Raw genomic sequence first — 18,257 nt, 5'->3', positions numbered from 1 at the left:
TTTTCTACTTAATTTTATTGTTCTTTAATATTTCAGCTACTTCAAGAGCTGCATAGGTAAATATACCTGTAGCACCGGCACGTTTAAAACTAATTAATGACTCCATCAAAGCTCTCTCCCAATCAATTGCCCCTGCTTCTGCTGCAAATTTTAACATTGCATATTCTCCACTAACCTGATATGCAAAAATTTTAGCATTAAAATTATTTGCCGCTTCACGAATAACATCCAAAAACGGCATACCAGGCTTCACCATTACCATATCGGCTCCCTCTGCTATATCATGCTCAATCTCAAGCATTGCTTCCTTAATATTACGTACATCCATTTGATAGCTTGATTTATCTAAATAATTCTTTTTATTACTCTTAACAGCATCGCGAAACGGACCGTAAAGACTTGAAGCATATTTAACGGCATAAGCAAGAATTCCAACATTTATAAATCCCTCTTTGTCAAGATATTCCCTTATAGCCCCGATTCTTCCATCCATCATATCGGAAGGTGCAACAATATCTACTCCAGCTTTTGCTAGCACTAATGCTTGATTACACAAAGCTCTTACTGATCTATCATTATCAACTGCCCCATGATGCACAATACCGTCATGACCATGTGTAGTATAAGGATCAAGTGCTACATCGCATATTATACCAATATCGATATTAGCGTTTTTGATGCTTCTAATAGTTCTACATATTAAATTATCTAAATTATAAGCCTCATCAGCATTGTCACTTTTTAGACTTTGATCAATACTCGGAAATAATGTAATAACATTAATACCAAGCTCTGCTGCTTCTTTTGCCGTTTCTACTATTTGATCAATCGATAAACGATATATACCAGGCATAGTTTTAATTTCTTGCCTTTCATTATGTCCTTCAACAACAAATAAAGGCAATACTAAATCACTAACCGATAAATTACTTTCGGATATTAACTCTCTAAGCCAAAAAGCTTTTCTATTTCTTCTAAGTCTAATATGGGGGTACATAAAATTCATATCTCATTTTAGTTAATAACTTGGGTTCTAATATATAACCTAACTATCTTATAGTAAAATATTGCATTACAAAAAGAAAGTTTGCTTGCAATTTATAAAAAATTTAAGCAAGCTGTTTAATGATGTAAATAAACATAGGAGCTTAATATGACACAAGATAATATTCCAAAATCAGTAAAAGATAGAATACAAGAGTGGGAAAAAAATCAAAAATATGTCAAATAACTCACCAAAAAATACAAAACCAGCTGTTCCTCCAAAACCTACTTCTGAGCAAATAAAGGCATGGAACGAGGCACATAAAAAACAGACTGACTTAATTACACATTCCCAAGCACTTGATATATTTGTCACCACCCCATCTCCGCAAGTTGAAACCCAAAAGCCTATTATTTTTTCAAAACCGGCTCCGGAAGAAACAAAAGTACCGGAAGAAACACCTAAAAAACAATCTAATTTAACCGTAAAAGAGAAAATAGAGAAATTTTTTAAAGATCATAATATTGATACCAAAGATGCTTTGATTCCGGAATTTAGCCGCTATATAGCATTAAGCGGTTCTATGGCAGGGAAGCGTCTTTATGTTACTATTAAAGCTTATGAACAATCATTAGGACGGCTAATAAAACAAGTAGGCGTACCTCAAAAAGAGTTTGTTTCTTTTATAGAAGATGATCTAATAAAGAATCATCCATACAAAGATAAATTTGAAAAAATCAATCAACATTATAAATTACCTGAACCACCTAAATTATCTGATATAATTGATAATCTTAGAGAATTAGTAAACAATGATGATATAGCTGCTCATTTGAAACAAAGTAGGAAACACATTGAATTTAAAGAAAAAATAAATAATATTATTCAGATTTATAATAAATATAATCCAGCTACTATAGTTAAAGTTGAAGCAAAACTGAAAGAGGTAGGTAAATGGTGTGAAGAAACTACAAAAATGGATAATAATCCTATTTGGAAAAATATTGGTAATTTTATAAAATATTCTTTTATCGGAGATAAAGCTAAAGCTGCTTTTATAAAGAGGCTATAAAAAATTCTACTCAAAATACTAAAAAAGCTATAGCAGAAATACAAAAATCTCTTACCAATCCTTCTCCTCATTCATCTAATGTTCCACCGTCGAAGAATAAAGGAGAAAGATATAGAAGCTAATAAAAACTTTTAGGATCGATATCTATTTTTAGATGGCAAAAAGAAGGAATTTTTATAAGGCTTAGCCAAAATTTTAAATATTTCTGCAAATTAAATTTCTTATCGGCTATAATAAGTATCCGGTAACGATATTTACCAGCGAGCTTTGACATTAATGATCTTGCCGGTCCTAAAATTTTCACGTTTGCTTTTGGTGCAATTCGGACCATATCCCTAGCAATTTCTAGAATTTTAGCCTCACTGGAACCTGATAAAATTACCGATGCTGTTTTGGAAAATGGCGGCATATCTGCTGATTTTCTTATTTCAAGTTCATTTGCAAAAAAACTCTCTTCATCACCGGTTTTAACATAACTAAAAATTGTATTATCAGGATAATAGCTTTGTAAATATACTACACCTTTACTATCTTCTCTACCCGCTCTACCACCTACTTGATGTAGTAGCTGAAAAGTTCGCTCAGATGCTCTAAGATCGGCATTATTGCTTCCAAGATCGGCATCTATTACTCCAACTAAAGTAAGATTCGGAAAGTGATAACCTTTTGTTATTATTTGTGTACCTATTAAAATATCAATTTCTAAATTTTCCATTTGATGTAGAAGCTGTGCTATTTTTTCCGGGCTTTTAGCATGATCTTTACTTATCACCACAATTTTACTCTCAGGAAAAAGTGCTTTTGCTTCTTCCTCTATTCTCTCTATACCTGGACCACAGATAGTTAATGTTTCATCCTCTAGACATTCAGGACAAGAACTAAAAATTTTACTTTGATAACCGCAATGGTGACATTCAAGTTTTTTAGTCGCTTTATGTACTACCATCCAAGAAGAGCAGAATTTACAGGTAAATCTGTGACCGCAAGCTTTGCATAGCATGAGCGGAGCATAACCACGCCTATTAAGAAATAATAAGACTTGCTTTTTATTATCTAAATTACCTTTGATAGCTTCTATAAGAATCTTGGATAAATAGGAATTCTTAGATAGCTTTTCTTTAGTCATGTCGATTATTTCTATATTTGGCAAATCGACATTTTTGTATCTATTAACCAATGTAACCAATTGATATTTACCCATTTCTATATTATGTATCGTTTCAATAGACGGTGTTGCCGCACACAAAACAATTTGTGCTTTATCAAATGTACCTCTTACGATAGCCGTATCCCTAGCATTATATAATATACCGTCATCTTGTTTATAGGAATCGTCATGCTCCTCATCTATAACTATTAAACCGAGATTTTGAAAAGGTAAAAACAAACTACTTCTAGCCCCAATTACTACTTTAACTTTATCGCTTAATATACCTCTTAAAATCATTTTCTTGTGAGCTTTGGTAACGCTTGAGTTCCATATAATAGGCTCAAAACCGAATCGCTCTATAAAACGATTAATAATTTGTGTACTTAAAGCAATTTCAGGCAACATAACAAGCACTTGTTTGCCTTTTGCTAAGTAATCTGCTATTAGATGAAAATATATTTCTGTTTTACCTGATCCCGTAACACCTTTAACAAGTGTTGGCTTATTACTTTCATTTAAAATTGTTACTGCTTGTTTCTGCTCTTCTGACAAATCAGGTAGCACAAAGTTATTATTGACTTTCTGCTCCTTAACTTTAATCGGTTTTTCAGCAATATCTATAGGTAATACTAACTTGGCTATGCTCCCAAGCTCTGACATATAGTAGCTACTCATCCATTGAATTAATTCTAAAACTTCTGAAGTAATATTTAAATTTAACGGTACTTTCGCTCTAATAGTTTTTATTTTTTTTGCCTCGGAATTTGAAACAAGCTCCCATACTATGCCGGTTAATTCCTTATTTCTAAAAGGCACTACCACAAGATCACCTATGTTTAGCTCTAAATCTTCAGGTATTAAATAATCTAGCGGAAATAATTTTGCTACCGGTAATAATATTTTTGCTATTCGCATATATAATGTATTTTATAATTTTTTTATTATTATATACTAAACTGATAAATTATAGAAACCTAGATGAATAAAGAAACAAAAATTGTTATAGCAATTTCTGGAGCTTCAGGAGCAATATACGGTATTCGTTTGCTTGAAGTACTAAAGCAACAAAATATCGAAACTCATTTGGTTATTTCAGAGGGAGCAGCTCTTACTATAAAGCTCGAAACTAAATATTCTATAGATGAAGTTAAGCTACTGGCTAATTATTATTATGACGATAAAGATTTAGGTGCTACTATTTCAAGCGGCTCTTTTAAAACTTCAGGCATGATAATAGCCCCTTGTAGTATGAAGACCTTAGCAAGTATTGCTCACTCAATAGAAGATAATTTAATTAGTAGAGCAGCAGGTGTTGTACTTAAAGACAGAAGAAAACTTATTTTAATGACCCGTGAAACTCCTTTGCATATCGGACATTTAGAAAATATGTTAAAAGTGGCAAGTTACGGCGGCATTATATCGCCGCCTGTGCCGGCTTTTTATAATAACCCTGTAAGTATAGATGATATAGTGAATCATTCTATTACTAGAGTTTTAGATTTTTTCGATATCGAAACTAATTTAATTAAACGCTGGGATAGTTATGAGCAATAAAGTATCAACTTTACTATTAAAACTTGCATTAAAAAAAGCCCGTAATATCATTAATAAATATTTTTCACCGGAAGAAAGTTTAGTAGATAAATTAATTGCTGAACGTAGAAATGAAGCAAAGGATGAATAATGTAAAATGTTCTGTTTTGGGCTTTGTTGTGTGGATCGGTTTTAAAGTCATTGCGAGGAAATTACATAAGTAATTGACGAAGCAATCCAGTAAAAATTCTGATTTACAGAATTTTTTTTATCATTCTCCTAGATTGCCACGCAGCCTACGGCTGCTTGCAATGACTACTCGGTATCCACGCAACAATACCTCGTGGGGATGACATAAAGGGCTTCTTTTTTCAAACCATATAATAATTTAACAAACAACAATGGCACGTAATAAAATAAATAACGAAACAAATAATATATTAGCTGATAACGAAGATAATTTACCTATACCAAGGGTTTTACCTTCAAATGTTCAAGCAGAGCAAATGCTACTTGGGGCAATTTTAACCAATAACGAATTACTAAATTACGTATCAGAATTTTTACGTGACGAACATTTTTTTGAACCTATTCATCAAAAAATCTATAAGGCAATTGAGAAAATTACTGAAAAAGGGCTGACAGCTACACCTATTACTTTACGTAGTATGTTAACTCAAGATGAACTATTTCAAGCAGTAGAAGGAGTGGAGTATTTAGCAAAATTGATAACTATGTCAATGATGGTAATAAATCCAGTTGATTATGGTAAAATAATATATGATTTAGCAATAAAGCGTAATTTAATAAATATCGGTGAAGAAGTAGTAAATAATGCCTATAATTCTTCATTAGAAGTTGCAGCAAAGGAACAGATTGAACATGCCGAAGCTAAACTTTACGATTTAGCTAGCGAAGGCTTGAATGAAAAAAGTTTTACCAAAATCGGTATATCTATTTCAGAGTCACTAGCTAGTATTAATAGGGCTATGAAAAATAATGATCATGTAATCGGTATATCTACCGGTTTGATTGATCTAGATAATAAATTATGCGGCTTTCACAATTCCGATCTTATAATTCTTGCAGGACGTCCGTCGATGGGTAAAACGGCATTTGCTATAAATCTTGCATTTAATGCCTGTAATAATATGCGTCTTAAAAATATTAGAGATAATCAAGAAATTCAGTCAGTAGGTTTTTTCTCTTTAGAAATGTCCTCAGAACAGCTAACCACACGTCTACTTTCAATGTGTGCAGAAATTGATTCTACTTCTCTTCGTACGGGGATTCTAGGTGAAGAAAAATATAACCGTCTTCGCAAGGAAGCGAATACTTTATCGGAATTACAATTTTTTATCGATGATACCCCTGCTCTATCTATTTCCGCTATCAGAACAAGAGCTAGAAGAATGAAACGCAAGCATAATCTCGGTATATTATTTATTGATTATTTACAATTAATTAGAGGAGTAAGTAAATCTGAAAATAGAGTTAGCGAGATTTCAGAGATAACCCAAGGTTTAAAAGCAATAGCAAAAGAGTTAAATATTCCGGTTATTGCGTTATCTCAGCTTTCAAGAGCGGTAGAACTACGTGAGGATAAAAAACCTATGCTATCCGATCTTCGAGAATCGGGAACTATAGAACAGGATGCTGATATAGTAATGTTTATTTATCGTGAAGAATATTATTTAACTAGAAAAGAACCGGCAGCAGGCGATGCTAAACATGCCGAATGGTTAGATAAGCTCAACAAAGTATATAATATTGCCGATATAATTGTTGCAAAACATCGTAACGGACCAATTGGAAATGTTCCGCTTTATTATGATAGTCAATTTTCTAAATTTGGTAATTTGGAGACAAGAACTTTTAACTCTAACTAAATCAGAATTGCTTTACGTCATTATTGCGTGGATACCAAATCGTCATTGCGAGCGAATGTTAGTGCGCGTGGCAATCTCAGGAATTTTTCCGAGATTGCTTCGTCAGTTACTTCGTACCTTCCTTGCAATGACGATGTTTATCTTTTATTTTTTTCTGTCCATCCTATTGCTTTATCAAGCATCTCGTTATTATTGTTCCTATAAAGCCACATCTCATTATCAGGAATGAACTTACCGGGCTTTATTATTATAGTACCGTCACTTAAGGTTAAAACTTGTATCTGTTTTCCTGCATATTTCTTCCCCAGGGATATTTGTCCGTTATTTCCTATATGTTTGATTGTTTCTATATTATTTCCTATTATCATAATATTTATATTTACAAAATTCCTATTTTTCAATATTACTAGTATATTTATAAATAATAAATAGTCTTATTATTTAGTTACTATATTAACAAGTTCATAGCCCATTATAAGCATTTCGACAATTACGCATATAATAATTAGATATTGTTTTAAGATAATAAATTATTTATCTTTGCTTTATATAACAGATAAACCGGTAATAAAATTGCAATAATTACAAGAATCATACCAGCAAATCCTAAAATTGTAATAAAAGCATTAGGTACTACTACTGCTACAATATAAGCTGGTAATATAGTAACAATAGAAGCGGTCATATTACGCATTACTACATTCGGTATCGAATTCATAAACATAGTTTTAAGGGAATCACATAGCCCTACTCCTAGTATTGATGTAACGATAGCAAGAGTTGAAATTATCTAAACTAATAATTGTACGGACGGCCATTTTGCTATATTACTTAATTCCTTAATTATTAAATCTCCGACTTCTACATTACTGGTAATCATTTGTTGATAAAATGTTGTATTATTATGATGTGCTACAATAAGAATACTACAAGTCCAAATTATATATACTATTGAAGGAATTAAGCTTCCAAATAAAAACGCCGTCTTTAGCATTTTTGTTACAATAATTAGTTAAGGTATGGAAGATTACTTGGAAACCAAATGAAGTAAAAACTACCGGAGTTACTACACCCCATATAGATATTTCTTTACAATTTGGTGAGAATAACGGTAAATTATCCCACTGAATCATAGAAACAAGTCCAATAACTAAAATTGCAATTATTATAAGCAATCCGATTAAATAGTACCCGATTTATATAATCTACTAACTTTAGAGGTAATAATAATACACCATGCTCCTATATAAGTTATACTTGTATTTAAAGCTAATAACTTCTGTAATATTGAAGAGCCTCCGTATAATAAATACTGCAAGTAAAGCATATGAAAGGAGCTTAAGGCTTACCGTACTGATGATTTGAGCAGTATGTCCTGAAAAATATTTTCCCAATACCCAAGTATTAAGCCTTGACCCGCTTGAAGATCAAACTCTAGGTTAATTAAAGAAGTATAATACATTATAAACCAAATTATAAACATCAATATTATACTAGGTATTATAATACCTAATTTTGCTAATACCATGGGTAGTGCTATCATACCGCTACCTATACAAGTACCTGAAATTAACAGGATTGAGCCAATAAGTTTTTGCATAATTTAATGAAGTTTAGATTAAAGCAAAGGACTTAATTTTTGCTAAAAAGAAAATCAGCTAAAAAAAGAAGATAAGAATTTTAAAGAATAAAAAGTTTTGATAAGTAAAATTAACATTCGTATAATTTTGTTAAAACATATGTAGCGGTATAGTATAATTATATTAATAATTTATGTAAAATTATTAATATTGCTTTTTAAGGGTATTTTTATATATTCTTATTAGACCTCTTCCCAAACCAGCTTATAGAGAGGAATTTAAAGGAGACACGGAACACAGCACCACAGCGTATATAGAAACACGTGAAGATGCGAGTACCGGATCGACGTATAAATTACCTCTAGAAGCGACGCTTGGGAAGAGGTCTATTGAAATTTACTATATTTAAAAATGCATAGATTAGCTAAAATAATTAGTAATGCAGGAGTTTGTTCTAGGCGTGATGCTGAAAAGCTGATAGTTGAAGGACAGGTAAAAGTAGACGGCATTACAATTTTATCACCAGCTACAAATGTTGATATTAGTAATCAAATTGAAGTATCCGGCACATTAATCAATAATATACACACACCAAGGCTTTGGATTTATTACAAACCTGTTGGTTTAATTACCACTCATAAAGATCCTTTATCTCGTAAAACGGTGTTTGAACAGCTAACCGGTTTACCTCGTGTTATTTCAATAGGTAGGCTGGATTTAAATAGCGAAGGTTTGTTATTACTAACTAATAGCGGTGATTTAGCTCGTCAGTTTGAGCGCCCCTCAAGTAGGTTAAAGCGAGTATATCATGTTAGGGCATATGGGAAGTCTGATATTCTACTAAAAAGTAATTATAAAAATTTAGAAATTGACGGGATATTTTATAACCCTCATTCGATAAAATTACTTAAGCAAAATAAGAGTAATGCTTGGTTTGAAGTAGTTTTATTTGAAGGAAAAAATCGTGAAGTTAGAAGAATATTCGAGTATTTTGGACTAAAAGTTAACAAATTAATTAGGATTCAATATGATAGTTTTACAATAGATAATCTAAAACCCGGAGATTATAAAGAAATAAATAATAAAATACTGGAAAAATAATTAGTAATGTGTTATTACATTTTAACTAATCATATAGAATACGTATGACAAATCTTAATATATATAAATGTGAAGAAAAAGACCTAAACGATTACCTTGGTTATATAAAAGATAACCCTAGTGTCTCGCTAAATGATTTTATCAAAAATAAATATTTCGCTGAAGATAATGATAAAATTATCATTACTAGTTTAGAAAATATGGAAATTAACGCAGATTTAGCCAATGCTAATTTCCAAGGTACAATACTAACAGATGCCGTATTTAATAATTGTGACTTCACAAATACCATATTATGTGATTCAGATTTAACAAATGTAAAATTTAATGATTGTACATTTATCGGTACCGACTTTAGAGGAGCAAATCTTCATTATACAGATTTTAATTATAAAGATTATGATTATGATAACTATAAAATCCCCAATCTCAAAGATAAAATACGAGATATAAAACTATCTTTTTCAGATCTTGAAAGATTAAATCAATATATAGATAAAGATTTAGAAAAAGAACGTATCAAAGAAATAGTGATAGATGAAGCTACGAAGAAAAAGAAATATATTTTAGCTGGAGAAGACGAAAAAACTTTATGGGAAATCACATCAAAAGAGCTAAAGACTAAGCAAGAAGAGTTAGAAACTCTAAAGCAAAATTTAGATAATCCTGGGATTGCTACTAATCTTTTAAATGCTTTTTGGAATAGTGCAGAAACGATTGCTAGAAACCGACAAAATGCACTAGAAAAAATCAACAAGTTACAGTATGAAGTAAATAAATTAGAAACTGAAGTATATGCTTTAGATAATCTGAGAATGTTCTGCGGTAAGGGTTTAGATGGTATTTTTGAGCAGTTAAAAGACGAAGAAATACAAATAAAACTAGACCCATCATATATTATAGGTTCGACTGCCAAAGAGCGAGATATACCGAAAGAATATATAAAATTAACTGCTGCCGAATTTGATCTATATTTAGCTGAAGCAGCAAAACAATCCAATACAAAATTATCTCTTACCGAATTTGTTAGAAAGCAAAAAAATCTTTCAGAAGATTTAAATATAGTTCCTGATCTTTCAGCGATTAATTTATCAGGTACAACTCTTACTAATCTTAACCTGAAGAATACATTATTTGCTTCAGCCAACTTAGAGAATATCAAAATCTCAAATTGTAATTTAGATTTTACTAATTTTGAAGGAGCTAATTTACAAAATGCCGTTTTTCAAAATGTTACAGCTCGTAACGCAGGATTTCTTTTTGCTGATCTTAAAAATAGCAAAATTGAAAATAGTGATATGTCGAGAGCTTACATGCCTAAAGTAGATTTATCTGAAGTAGAGATAACAAATAGCAAATTTAATGCGGTTATGATGGTTAATGCCGATGCCGAAAAGTTAATTATTAAAGATTCAGAATGGAAAAATTCTAATCTTACCGGTATATCGCTTGCTTATGCAGATATGCAAAGAGTTCAAATGCAGGGGGTAGTTTTAAATAATGCACTTCTAGATCAAGCAAATATCGTTTCTACTGATCTTGAAAATGTTTTTATGAATAAAACACATGCATTAGAAGCAAAATTTAAAGAACAATGTAACATGCAAGGCATAACTGCAAGAAATGCCTATTTTAGCGATGCTGAATTTGAAAATATACTTTCTTTAAAAGCAGCTGACTTAAGAGAAGCTATAATGCAGCGTATTAAACTTAAGAGCGCTGATTTAACAAAAGCACAGCTTGATAAAGCAAATCTTGAATATGCCGATCTTACAAACGCTACGCTTACTAATGCAACTGCACAATTTGCTAAGTTAAGTAATGCTACTTTAGAAAAAGCAGAAGCCGAAGGATTAAATATTTCGGATGCTATTGCTCAAAATATTAATGCTAAGGAAGCTAACTTTAAAAATGCAATTATGCAGCGTGCCGACCTTACTAAAGCTGATTTCACTAAAGCAGTGTTGGAAAATGCCGATATGCAAGCAGTGGCGGCAGCCGAGGCTATATTTAAAGAAGTAAATCTAAAACAAGCGAATCTAAAAGCAGCAAATCTAGCTGGAATTAATCAAGAAGGAGCAGATTTTGATAAAGCAAAAATCAACGATGCTACAAAAATGCATGATACTAAAGGTGAGGCTAAAGGGGATTTAGATCATCAAGATAAAGACGGTAAAAAAACATCTGTCAATATTAACGAACATGCTAAATTACAAGATAAAATTCGTACAAGAGAGAAAAGCGGTTGGTTTCTGAAAACCGGAGTAGGACAGCTTTGTACAAAACTTGCTAAAAGTACTACATCAGGAATTAGCTACGTAACAAATGTTTTAGCAAGTAAAACATTTTTAGTAGGACTTGCCGTAGTAGCGGGTCTTGCATTAGCAGCTGCACCTTTCGTAGCAATGCCTGTGTTATTGGTTACCGGCACGGCCCTTACTACTAAAGCTGTCATTCTAGGAGCAGGTATTTTGGCCGGAGGGTTAGTCGCTGCCGGCACTTATAAACTTATTCAAAAACCTTTACGCAATCTTCAGAAGTTATGTGAAAACTTAACTAGTAGTATAGATAAATATATCGCACCGCCTCCTGAAAATATTGATGAATTAGTAACAGAAAAACAACAAGCAAGACAAAAAGCTGAGACAGAAAAATCTAAAGAAAGGGAAGAAAATTTAAATAATGTAAATAATAATATTAATAAAGCTAAAGAACAAGATCTTTTAAAACAAGCACAAAATAATTTAAACCAAGAAACACCAAAAGTAGAAATAAAAGAAAAAAAAGATAAAACTGTAGAAAAACAACAAGCAAAATCTAATACATTCGCAGCAAAATTTAAGCCTAACACTAAAGGCAAAGGATTTGCCACAAAAATAAAAGACGGAAAAAAAATCAAGCTTAACAAAAGAAGCATCTAACGAAATAAGTGTTAAAAATAATATCTGGTAAATATAGAAACCAAATTATACCTACCGCTAAAAATATCAAATATCGACCTTCCACCGGTAAGCTCAAAGAGGCAATATTTAGTATATTAACCTCCGGTGAGTTTACCGGTAATAAATTATTTAACGAAAATACTCACATTCTCGATTTATTTGCCGGTAGCGGTAGTCTTGCTTTTGAGAGCCTATCAAGAGGAGCAGGCTTTGCTACCTTAATTGATATTGATACATCATCATTAAAAATAGCAGAAGGATTTGCTAAATCTCTAAACATTGAAAATAATGTTAATTTCGTTAATATTAATGCTTTAAATCTACCGAAAGCTACTAGACATCTTTTTAAACCAGCTTATAGAGAGGGATCTAAAGGAGACACGGAACGCAGCACCGCAGTGTACACACTAGTACGTGAGGATGCGAGTACCGGGTCGACGTCTAAATTACCTCTAGAAGCGAAGTTTGGGAAGATGTCTAATAAATCATTTGATCTTGTCTTTATAGACCCCCCTTATCATCAAAATATAGTGCCTAAAGTAATGAAACGGCTGATAAAAAATAATTGGCTCAAAGACGGTGCTATTATAGTTATTGAGATGGCTAAAACAGATGATTATGTTTTAGATGAAAATATTGAAATGATACGTGAAAAACTATATGGTAAGAGTAAGCTGTTGGTTTTGAGCTTTACCGTCATTCCCGCTTTCGTGGGCATGACATAGAACCGCGTAACAAGACATTAAAAAACAAACATGACCAAAAAGCATTACATATGTTCTAACTGTGGAAATATTAGTCCTAAATGGTTAGGGCAGTGCTTTGATTGCGGTGTATGGGGTAGTATTGTCGAAGAGATAGTAAGTGCAAATCAAGCAATTGTTAAAGTCGGTAGCAAGCAAGACTTCGATAAACTTTCAGGGCATGTAACCGAGCAGTTACGCATCCCTACCCCTATAGGTGAATTAAATAGAGTACTAGGCGGCGGTTTAGTGCTTGGTTCTGCTATATTAATAGGAGGAGACCCTGGTATAGGCAAATCTACTTTGTTACTACAGCTAGCAGCAAGTCACTTTGCATCAAAGATGAATTGCTTATATATAACGGGCGAAGAATCGTTAGACCAAATAAAATTAAGGGCCATAAGGCTAAACCTAACTAACTATAATACCAATATTTTAGCAGCTACTAATTTGGAAGATATTATTACGAGTATAGAAGCTAATAAAAATAATATTGATTTAATAGTGATTGATTCTATTCAAACAATTACCACAAAAGAATTATCATCGCCTCCAGGCACTGTTTCGCAAATTCGTACATGTGCAAATGAGCTTGTTAATTATGCTAAGCAAAACAATATCATTATTTTCTTAAGCTGTCACGTCACTAAAGACGGACAACTAGCAGGTCCTAAGATACTTGAACATTTAGTTGATACCGTGCTATATTTTGAGGGAGATCATAATAATCATTTCCGTATTTTACGCTCATATAAAAATCGTTTTGGCGGTGTGGGTGAAATAGGAGTATTTGAGATGAGCGGCAGCGGACTTATTGAAGTAACAAATCCGTCTGAACTATTTTTAATGAAGCGAGAACAGAACGTTATAGGTACGTCTATTTTTGCAGGAATCGAAGGTTCAAGACCGTTACTTATGGAAGTACAAGCCCTTATAGTACCCTCAAATATGGTAACTCCTAGACGCTCTGCGGTGGGCTGGGATGTTAATAGGTTATCAATGATACTTGCCGTGCTTAGTAGTAGGATAGGACTTAATCTTGCTAATTATGAGGTATATTTAAGCATTGCGGGAGGACTTAAAATTGCCGATCCTGCTTCTGATTTAGCAGTAGCAGCGAGCTTAATATCTGCTACAACCGGCAAACCTGTACCCGAACATAGCGTCTTTTTCGGCGAAATAAGCTTATCGGGTGAAATAAGAAAAACCGCAAAAGCAGAAACAAGAATAAAAGAAGCCGTAAAACTTGGATTTAATAAGATTATCTGCTCTAAATTTGAAAATTTAACGTATGACTTTATATCTTCTGTCTCACATTTAAAGGACCTAAAAGAGATAATTAAATGAGTATAGTTTATGAAATAAGCAATTTGGAAGAAGCACGTAATTTTTTATCTAGTGTAGAAGAGCAGCTGATATTAACAAATCATGCCTCTAGCGTAAAATATTACGGTATGCTAGCAATTGATTACATGTTTAAAACTCTAAGTAAAGAATTTCCGGAAAAAGTTTTAGATCTTACCGTAAATGTAGGAGAGGATCACGCTGCTTTATTTACTGCAATCAAACTAGGGTATAAGAATATATCATATACAGGGAATTCTGAGGAAGCTAGGGGATTGTTGTACGGATATCAAACCGTCATTGCGAGCGACTGAAAGAAGCACGGCAATCCAGAAAATAATTAAAAAAATGCTAAAAATTAGCATTTTTACTGGATTGCTTCGTCAATTGCTATGCAATTTCCTCGCAATGACGAAAATTTAATAAAAAAAACATGAATATCAAAGATATAGGAGTAATAATTGCTAAAAAACCTTTGAAAGAAAATACATTTATTATTACGGTTTTTACTAAAAATCATGGTTTATATTCGGGAGTTGTAAAAGAATTTTCTAGAAAAAGTAAATTTATATATCAAGAAGGAAATATTGTAGATTTTCTTTGGCACGCAAGATTACATGAACATATTGGCATGGCTAAATGTGAACTCATTAAATCTTACACCGGTTATTTTATCACAAATAAAACTAAATTATATGCCTTTAATTCCGTTATATCTTTAATCAAAGAGTTACTTCATGAAAGAGAAGAACATTCTAAATTTTTTTCATTTCTAATTAACTATTTAGATAATTTATCAAAGAATTTTTGTTTTCGTGATTATATTAATTTTGAGCTAGCTTTACTTGCCGAGACGGGTTATAAGCTTGATCTTACCAAGTGCGGCGTGAGCCATGTTACAACTGATTTAATCTATGTATCACCTAAATCAGCTAGAGCATTATCATATGAAGTAGGAAAACCTTATAAAGATAAATTATTGATGTTACCAAGATTTTTACTTTCAGATAATAGTGAGATTACATTAGAAGAAAAACGGCAAGCTTTAGCTCTAACAAACTATTTTTTTAATAGATATTTATTTCATAATAATAGACAGGTTGAAGCACGCCAAACTTTTATTGAATATACTTTAAATAATTTTTAGAGACTATATTTTTACTTTTATTTTTCTTATTTTATGATATACTTACTTAAGTAATTACTTAAATAAGTATGTAATATGACTAGACTAAGCATAGATATACCAAACGAATTACATCATTTTCTTAAAGTTCACACTGCACATAAAAATGATACTATTATGCATTTTGTAAGAGAAGCGATATATCATAAAATAGAACAGGAAAAAGAATTAAGTGCAGAATCAATAAAAATATTAGAAGAATAAGCAAAAGGTTTAAATATTAATAAATATTCTTCGTATAAAGAAATGTATAAAAAGCTTAATTTAATATGATTCTGCAAACCTCTACTATTTTATTCCATGTCATTCCCGCGAATGCGGGAATCCAGTTGAGTAAAGCTTTTAAGAAGCTTTACTCAAGAAGAAAGTAATATAATAAAAAAAATCTTTGAAATCAAGATTTTTTTAGCCTGGGTTCCTGCTTTCGCAGGAATGACATAAGGACTTTTCAAAAATTTCCCGGTACGCTATATACATACCGGTACACATAGTGACTTATTCAAATAATAATCTATGAAAATACTAGCATTTGACACAGCTAATAATACTGCATCGGTAGCAATATCCGAAAATGAGAATATCCTTGCATGTATAGAAGAATTACGTCCTTCTATGCAAGCAGAAAATTTAATGCCGATGATAGAAGACGTGATGAAATCAGCTAAATGTTCATATGATGATTTAGATTATTTAGCGGTAACTAACGGACCCGGTAGCTTTACCGGCATTAGAATAGGACTTGCTAGTGCTCAAGGTATATTATTTTCCAAGGAGAATATTAAATCAGTAGCGGTTAGCAATTTTGAATATGCTTATTTTAGAGCCATAACTCAAGTTAAAGATTATGATAAAATATATGTCTTTTTAAACGCTTATCGCTCACAGCTTTATATGCAAGTTTTTTATAAATCAGGAAAAATAGAAGAGCCGTTGTTGATAGATTTCGAGTATGCTATAAAACTGCTTACAAATGAGAAAGGGAATATAGTTTGTTGCGGTAGCGGACTTGAATTTATATATCACCAAATTATGCATTTGCCGAATATAATAACCTTGCCACGTTTTGCACGAGTTAAAGCTTGGGTTACCTGTAGATATATTGCTAGTAGATTGTCGAGCGATATAAAATTAAATAGCTCTATCGAGCCACTATACATACGCCCTCCTGATGCTAAAATCGCAATCAATTATGCCATTCCTAGTTAAAAGTAGGAATCCATTTACTGGATTTCTGTAATCAACGAAATGACATAAGAGCTTTATTATACGTATACTACATCATCTTCATAATTAAAGACTCCAAAATAATTATAAGATAATTCCACCTGATAACTTATAGTAAAATCACTATTAGAGTGTTCTACTTGATTGTCTAATACTTCATCTTCACAATCAGAGAATCCGGAATCATGATCAGATACTGCACCTGATTCTTGCTTTATACATTTCTTGTCGTGTATTAAGGCTATTATTTGCCCAACTAATGATTTCGATAAATCATGATTATCCAAGTCAATAATATCAATGATTCTTACTAGACTTTCATCTGAGGCGTGAGAAATTATTGTTGCTAGCTTATCATTTGAAATATTACTCATGATTCTTACTAAATTTTTATTTGGAATAATATCAAAATTTTCTGTAAGTTTCTCTTCTCCTGCTAAAATAATTATATTTTCAAGCTGTTCATCAGAAATATCCTCATCTGATAATTTTTTTAGTTCCTGCTCGGTAAGCTCTTCTAAAGAAAGGGTAGTATCTATATATGTATTTAATTTATCTAATGGAATAAATTTCATTAATTTTTCAAAATGCTCCGGCAAAATATAATTAACTAATTTGTGTGCTTGTTCATCGGAAATATTATTAATTAATTCTACCAATTTTTTATATGTCATCTTTTCAAAAACTTCATCTAATTCATTTTCAGACGTGTTTAAAATTTCTTCTACTAACTCATTATCAGCAAGAGTTTCAAGTTGATCTAAGAGATTAAATGTTTCTTCAGCATTATTATTTAAATAAGCAAAAACTTTATTACTCACAAAATTAAAAGTTTCAGCAACTTTAGCAGAAAGAATACTAGATGTATTTTTTATAATATTAAAACTCTTTACTCCAAAATCATAAACTGTTTTTAATGATGAACTAAATGTACTGAAAAAACCTTTACTTTTAGGTGTATTAGTTACTTTTTCACCACCATCAAGCTCATTTAAAATATCTGTAAATCTGATTTGAGAGATGCCTAGAGTATCTGGCTGACCTTTTACTGCTTCTTGGAAGAGTATTTTAGAATTAAAAAAAGGATATTTAGCTTGAACTTCTACTATTTTTTTATTACACCTTGCACTTTTTTCGTCATACTGCTTAATTGAATTATCTAACGTTGCTAAAAAATCAGTATTTTCTTCTTGATTAGTAGTTTGCTTTGGAGAAGCTATAAACTCAAATTCATCGTTAGCAAGATAGGAGGCTGACTTTGGAGCAGTATTATATGGGATTAAATTTTGTAACTTATTAAAAATTGATGTTATTGCCATAATTCTTCCTCACTTCTGATTATAATAATCAACTTTGCCGCATTATAATAGAAATTATGAGGAGGTCAAGATAAAGGCTAATAATTATTAACTTTTTATTATATTTTACTTAAAATTGATTAATTTATCAAAAAGGGATATTCTACTAAATGTCATGCCTGCGAAAGCAGGGCGTTGTTGCGTGGTTCT

Annotated in this window: 17 protein-coding genes and 3 pseudogenes; 13 read left to right on the top strand and 7 right to left on the bottom strand. The window is 31.7% G+C overall.

The window, feature by feature from the left end; translation table 11 throughout:
• Positions 1 to 4: 4 nt before the first annotated feature.
• Positions 5 to 997, bottom strand: coding sequence for a porphobilinogen synthase (hemB, locus tag A3305_RS07645; protein ID WP_014392416.1), 993 nt, complete (start codon positions 995 to 997; stop codon positions 5 to 7).
• A gap of 223 nt (positions 998 to 1,220) precedes the next feature.
• On the opposite strand from hemB, the gene A3305_RS10925 reads away from it, so the two are divergent.
• A complete protein-coding gene (locus A3305_RS10925) occupies positions 1,221 to 2,057 on the top strand; it encodes a hypothetical protein (RefSeq protein WP_014392415.1) in 837 nt (278 codons plus the stop codon).
• 118 nt (positions 2,058 to 2,175) lie between these two features.
• Here the strand turns inward: A3305_RS10925 and A3305_RS07630 are convergent, their stop codons facing one another.
• Positions 2,176 to 4,122: a primosomal protein N' gene (locus A3305_RS07630; RefSeq protein ID WP_014392414.1), complete on the bottom strand. Its 1,947-nt coding sequence runs from the start codon at positions 4,120 to 4,122 to the stop codon at positions 2,176 to 2,178.
• 63 nt (positions 4,123 to 4,185) lie between these two features.
• Between A3305_RS07630 and A3305_RS07625 the strand changes: the two genes are divergently transcribed.
• The 3 genes from A3305_RS07625 (at position 4,186) to A3305_RS07615 (ending at position 6,629) form a co-directional block, all read left to right on the top strand.
• Positions 4,186 to 4,761: a UbiX family flavin prenyltransferase gene (locus tag A3305_RS07625; protein ID WP_014392413.1), complete on the top strand. Its 576-nt coding sequence runs from the start codon at positions 4,186 to 4,188 to the stop codon at positions 4,759 to 4,761.
• On the top strand, positions 4,751 to 4,891 hold the full coding sequence (locus tag A3305_RS09695) for a hypothetical protein (RefSeq protein WP_014392412.1): 141 nt from the start codon (positions 4,751 to 4,753) through the stop codon (positions 4,889 to 4,891). Before A3305_RS07625 ends, A3305_RS09695 begins: the two co-directional genes overlap by 11 nt.
• Before the next feature lie 250 nt (positions 4,892 to 5,141).
• On the top strand, positions 5,142 to 6,629 hold the full coding sequence (locus A3305_RS07615; protein WP_014392411.1) for a replicative DNA helicase: 1,488 nt from the start codon (positions 5,142 to 5,144) through the stop codon (positions 6,627 to 6,629).
• 137 nt (positions 6,630 to 6,766) lie between these two features.
• On the opposite strand, the gene A3305_RS07610 is transcribed toward A3305_RS07615, so the two are convergent.
• The 4 genes from A3305_RS07610 to A3305_RS07590 all read right to left on the bottom strand — a co-directional run bounded on the left by A3305_RS07610 (position 6,767) and on the right by A3305_RS07590 (position 8,229).
• Positions 6,767 to 6,997, bottom strand: a complete 231-nt coding sequence (locus tag A3305_RS07610) for a hypothetical protein (protein ID WP_014392410.1) — start codon at positions 6,995 to 6,997, stop codon at positions 6,767 to 6,769.
• A gap of 149 nt (positions 6,998 to 7,146) precedes the next feature.
• Positions 7,147 to 7,353: an aromatic amino acid transport family protein gene (locus tag A3305_RS07605; RefSeq protein WP_014392409.1), complete on the bottom strand. Its 207-nt coding sequence runs from the start codon at positions 7,351 to 7,353 to the stop codon at positions 7,147 to 7,149.
• 202 nt (positions 7,354 to 7,555) lie between these two features.
• Positions 7,556 to 7,804 (bottom strand): aromatic amino acid transport family protein, encoded by a 249-nt coding sequence (locus A3305_RS10915; protein ID WP_226983921.1) that lies wholly within the window; start codon positions 7,802 to 7,804, stop codon positions 7,556 to 7,558.
• A gap of 170 nt (positions 7,805 to 7,974) precedes the next feature.
• Positions 7,975 to 8,229: an aromatic amino acid transport family protein gene (locus A3305_RS07590; protein WP_014392408.1), complete on the bottom strand. Its 255-nt coding sequence runs from the start codon at positions 8,227 to 8,229 to the stop codon at positions 7,975 to 7,977.
• 221 nt (positions 8,230 to 8,450) lie between these two features.
• Here A3305_RS07590 and A3305_RS07585 point away from each other — a divergent pair.
• The 9 genes and pseudogenes from A3305_RS07585 to tsaB all read left to right on the top strand — a co-directional run.
• Positions 8,451 to 8,603, top strand: a pseudogene (locus tag A3305_RS07585) (palindromic element RPE1 domain-containing protein); the annotation flags it as partial.
• A gap of 17 nt (positions 8,604 to 8,620) precedes the next feature.
• On the top strand, positions 8,621 to 9,310 hold the full coding sequence (locus A3305_RS07580) for a pseudouridine synthase (RefSeq protein WP_014392407.1): 690 nt from the start codon (positions 8,621 to 8,623) through the stop codon (positions 9,308 to 9,310).
• 44 nt (positions 9,311 to 9,354) lie between these two features.
• Positions 9,355 to 12,262: pseudogene (locus A3305_RS07575) on the top strand (pentapeptide repeat-containing protein).
• Positions 12,240 to 12,977, top strand: coding sequence for an RsmD family RNA methyltransferase (locus A3305_RS07570; protein ID WP_014392405.1), 738 nt, complete (start codon positions 12,240 to 12,242; stop codon positions 12,975 to 12,977). Before A3305_RS07575 ends, A3305_RS07570 begins: the two are co-directional and overlap by 23 nt.
• A 30-nt stretch (positions 12,978 to 13,007) precedes the next feature.
• Positions 13,008 to 14,342, top strand: a complete 1,335-nt coding sequence (gene radA / locus A3305_RS07565) for a DNA repair protein RadA (RefSeq protein WP_014392404.1) — start codon at positions 13,008 to 13,010, stop codon at positions 14,340 to 14,342.
• Positions 14,339 to 14,653 (top strand): hypothetical protein, encoded by a 315-nt coding sequence (locus A3305_RS07560; RefSeq protein ID WP_014392403.1) that lies wholly within the window; start codon positions 14,339 to 14,341, stop codon positions 14,651 to 14,653. The genes radA and A3305_RS07560 overlap by 4 nt, the downstream gene beginning before the upstream one ends.
• A gap of 119 nt (positions 14,654 to 14,772) precedes the next feature.
• Complete coding sequence (gene recO, locus A3305_RS07555; RefSeq protein WP_014392402.1) at positions 14,773 to 15,486, top strand: DNA repair protein RecO; 714 nt, start codon at positions 14,773 to 14,775, stop codon at positions 15,484 to 15,486.
• A 75-nt stretch (positions 15,487 to 15,561) separates the two neighbouring features.
• Positions 15,562 to 15,798: pseudogene (locus A3305_RS07550) on the top strand (hypothetical protein).
• Between the two features lie 240 nt (positions 15,799 to 16,038).
• Positions 16,039 to 16,731 (top strand): tRNA (adenosine(37)-N6)-threonylcarbamoyltransferase complex dimerization subunit type 1 TsaB, encoded by a 693-nt coding sequence (gene tsaB / locus A3305_RS07545; RefSeq protein WP_014392400.1) that lies wholly within the window; start codon positions 16,039 to 16,041, stop codon positions 16,729 to 16,731.
• Positions 16,732 to 16,787: 56 nt separating this feature from the next.
• On the opposite strand, the gene A3305_RS07540 is transcribed toward tsaB, so the two are convergent.
• Positions 16,788 to 18,068: a hypothetical protein gene (locus A3305_RS07540; protein ID WP_045799440.1), complete on the bottom strand. Its 1,281-nt coding sequence runs from the start codon at positions 18,066 to 18,068 to the stop codon at positions 16,788 to 16,790.
• Positions 18,069 to 18,257: the final 189 nt, after the last annotated feature.

It is taken from the genome of Rickettsia amblyommatis, from assembly GCF_002078335.1.
In the GTDB taxonomy this organism is placed as follows: domain Bacteria; phylum Pseudomonadota; class Alphaproteobacteria; order Rickettsiales; family Rickettsiaceae; genus Rickettsia; species Rickettsia rickettsii.
The sequence above is the reverse complement of the archived record's forward strand: the minus strand, read 5'-3'. Positions and strand labels throughout refer to the sequence as shown.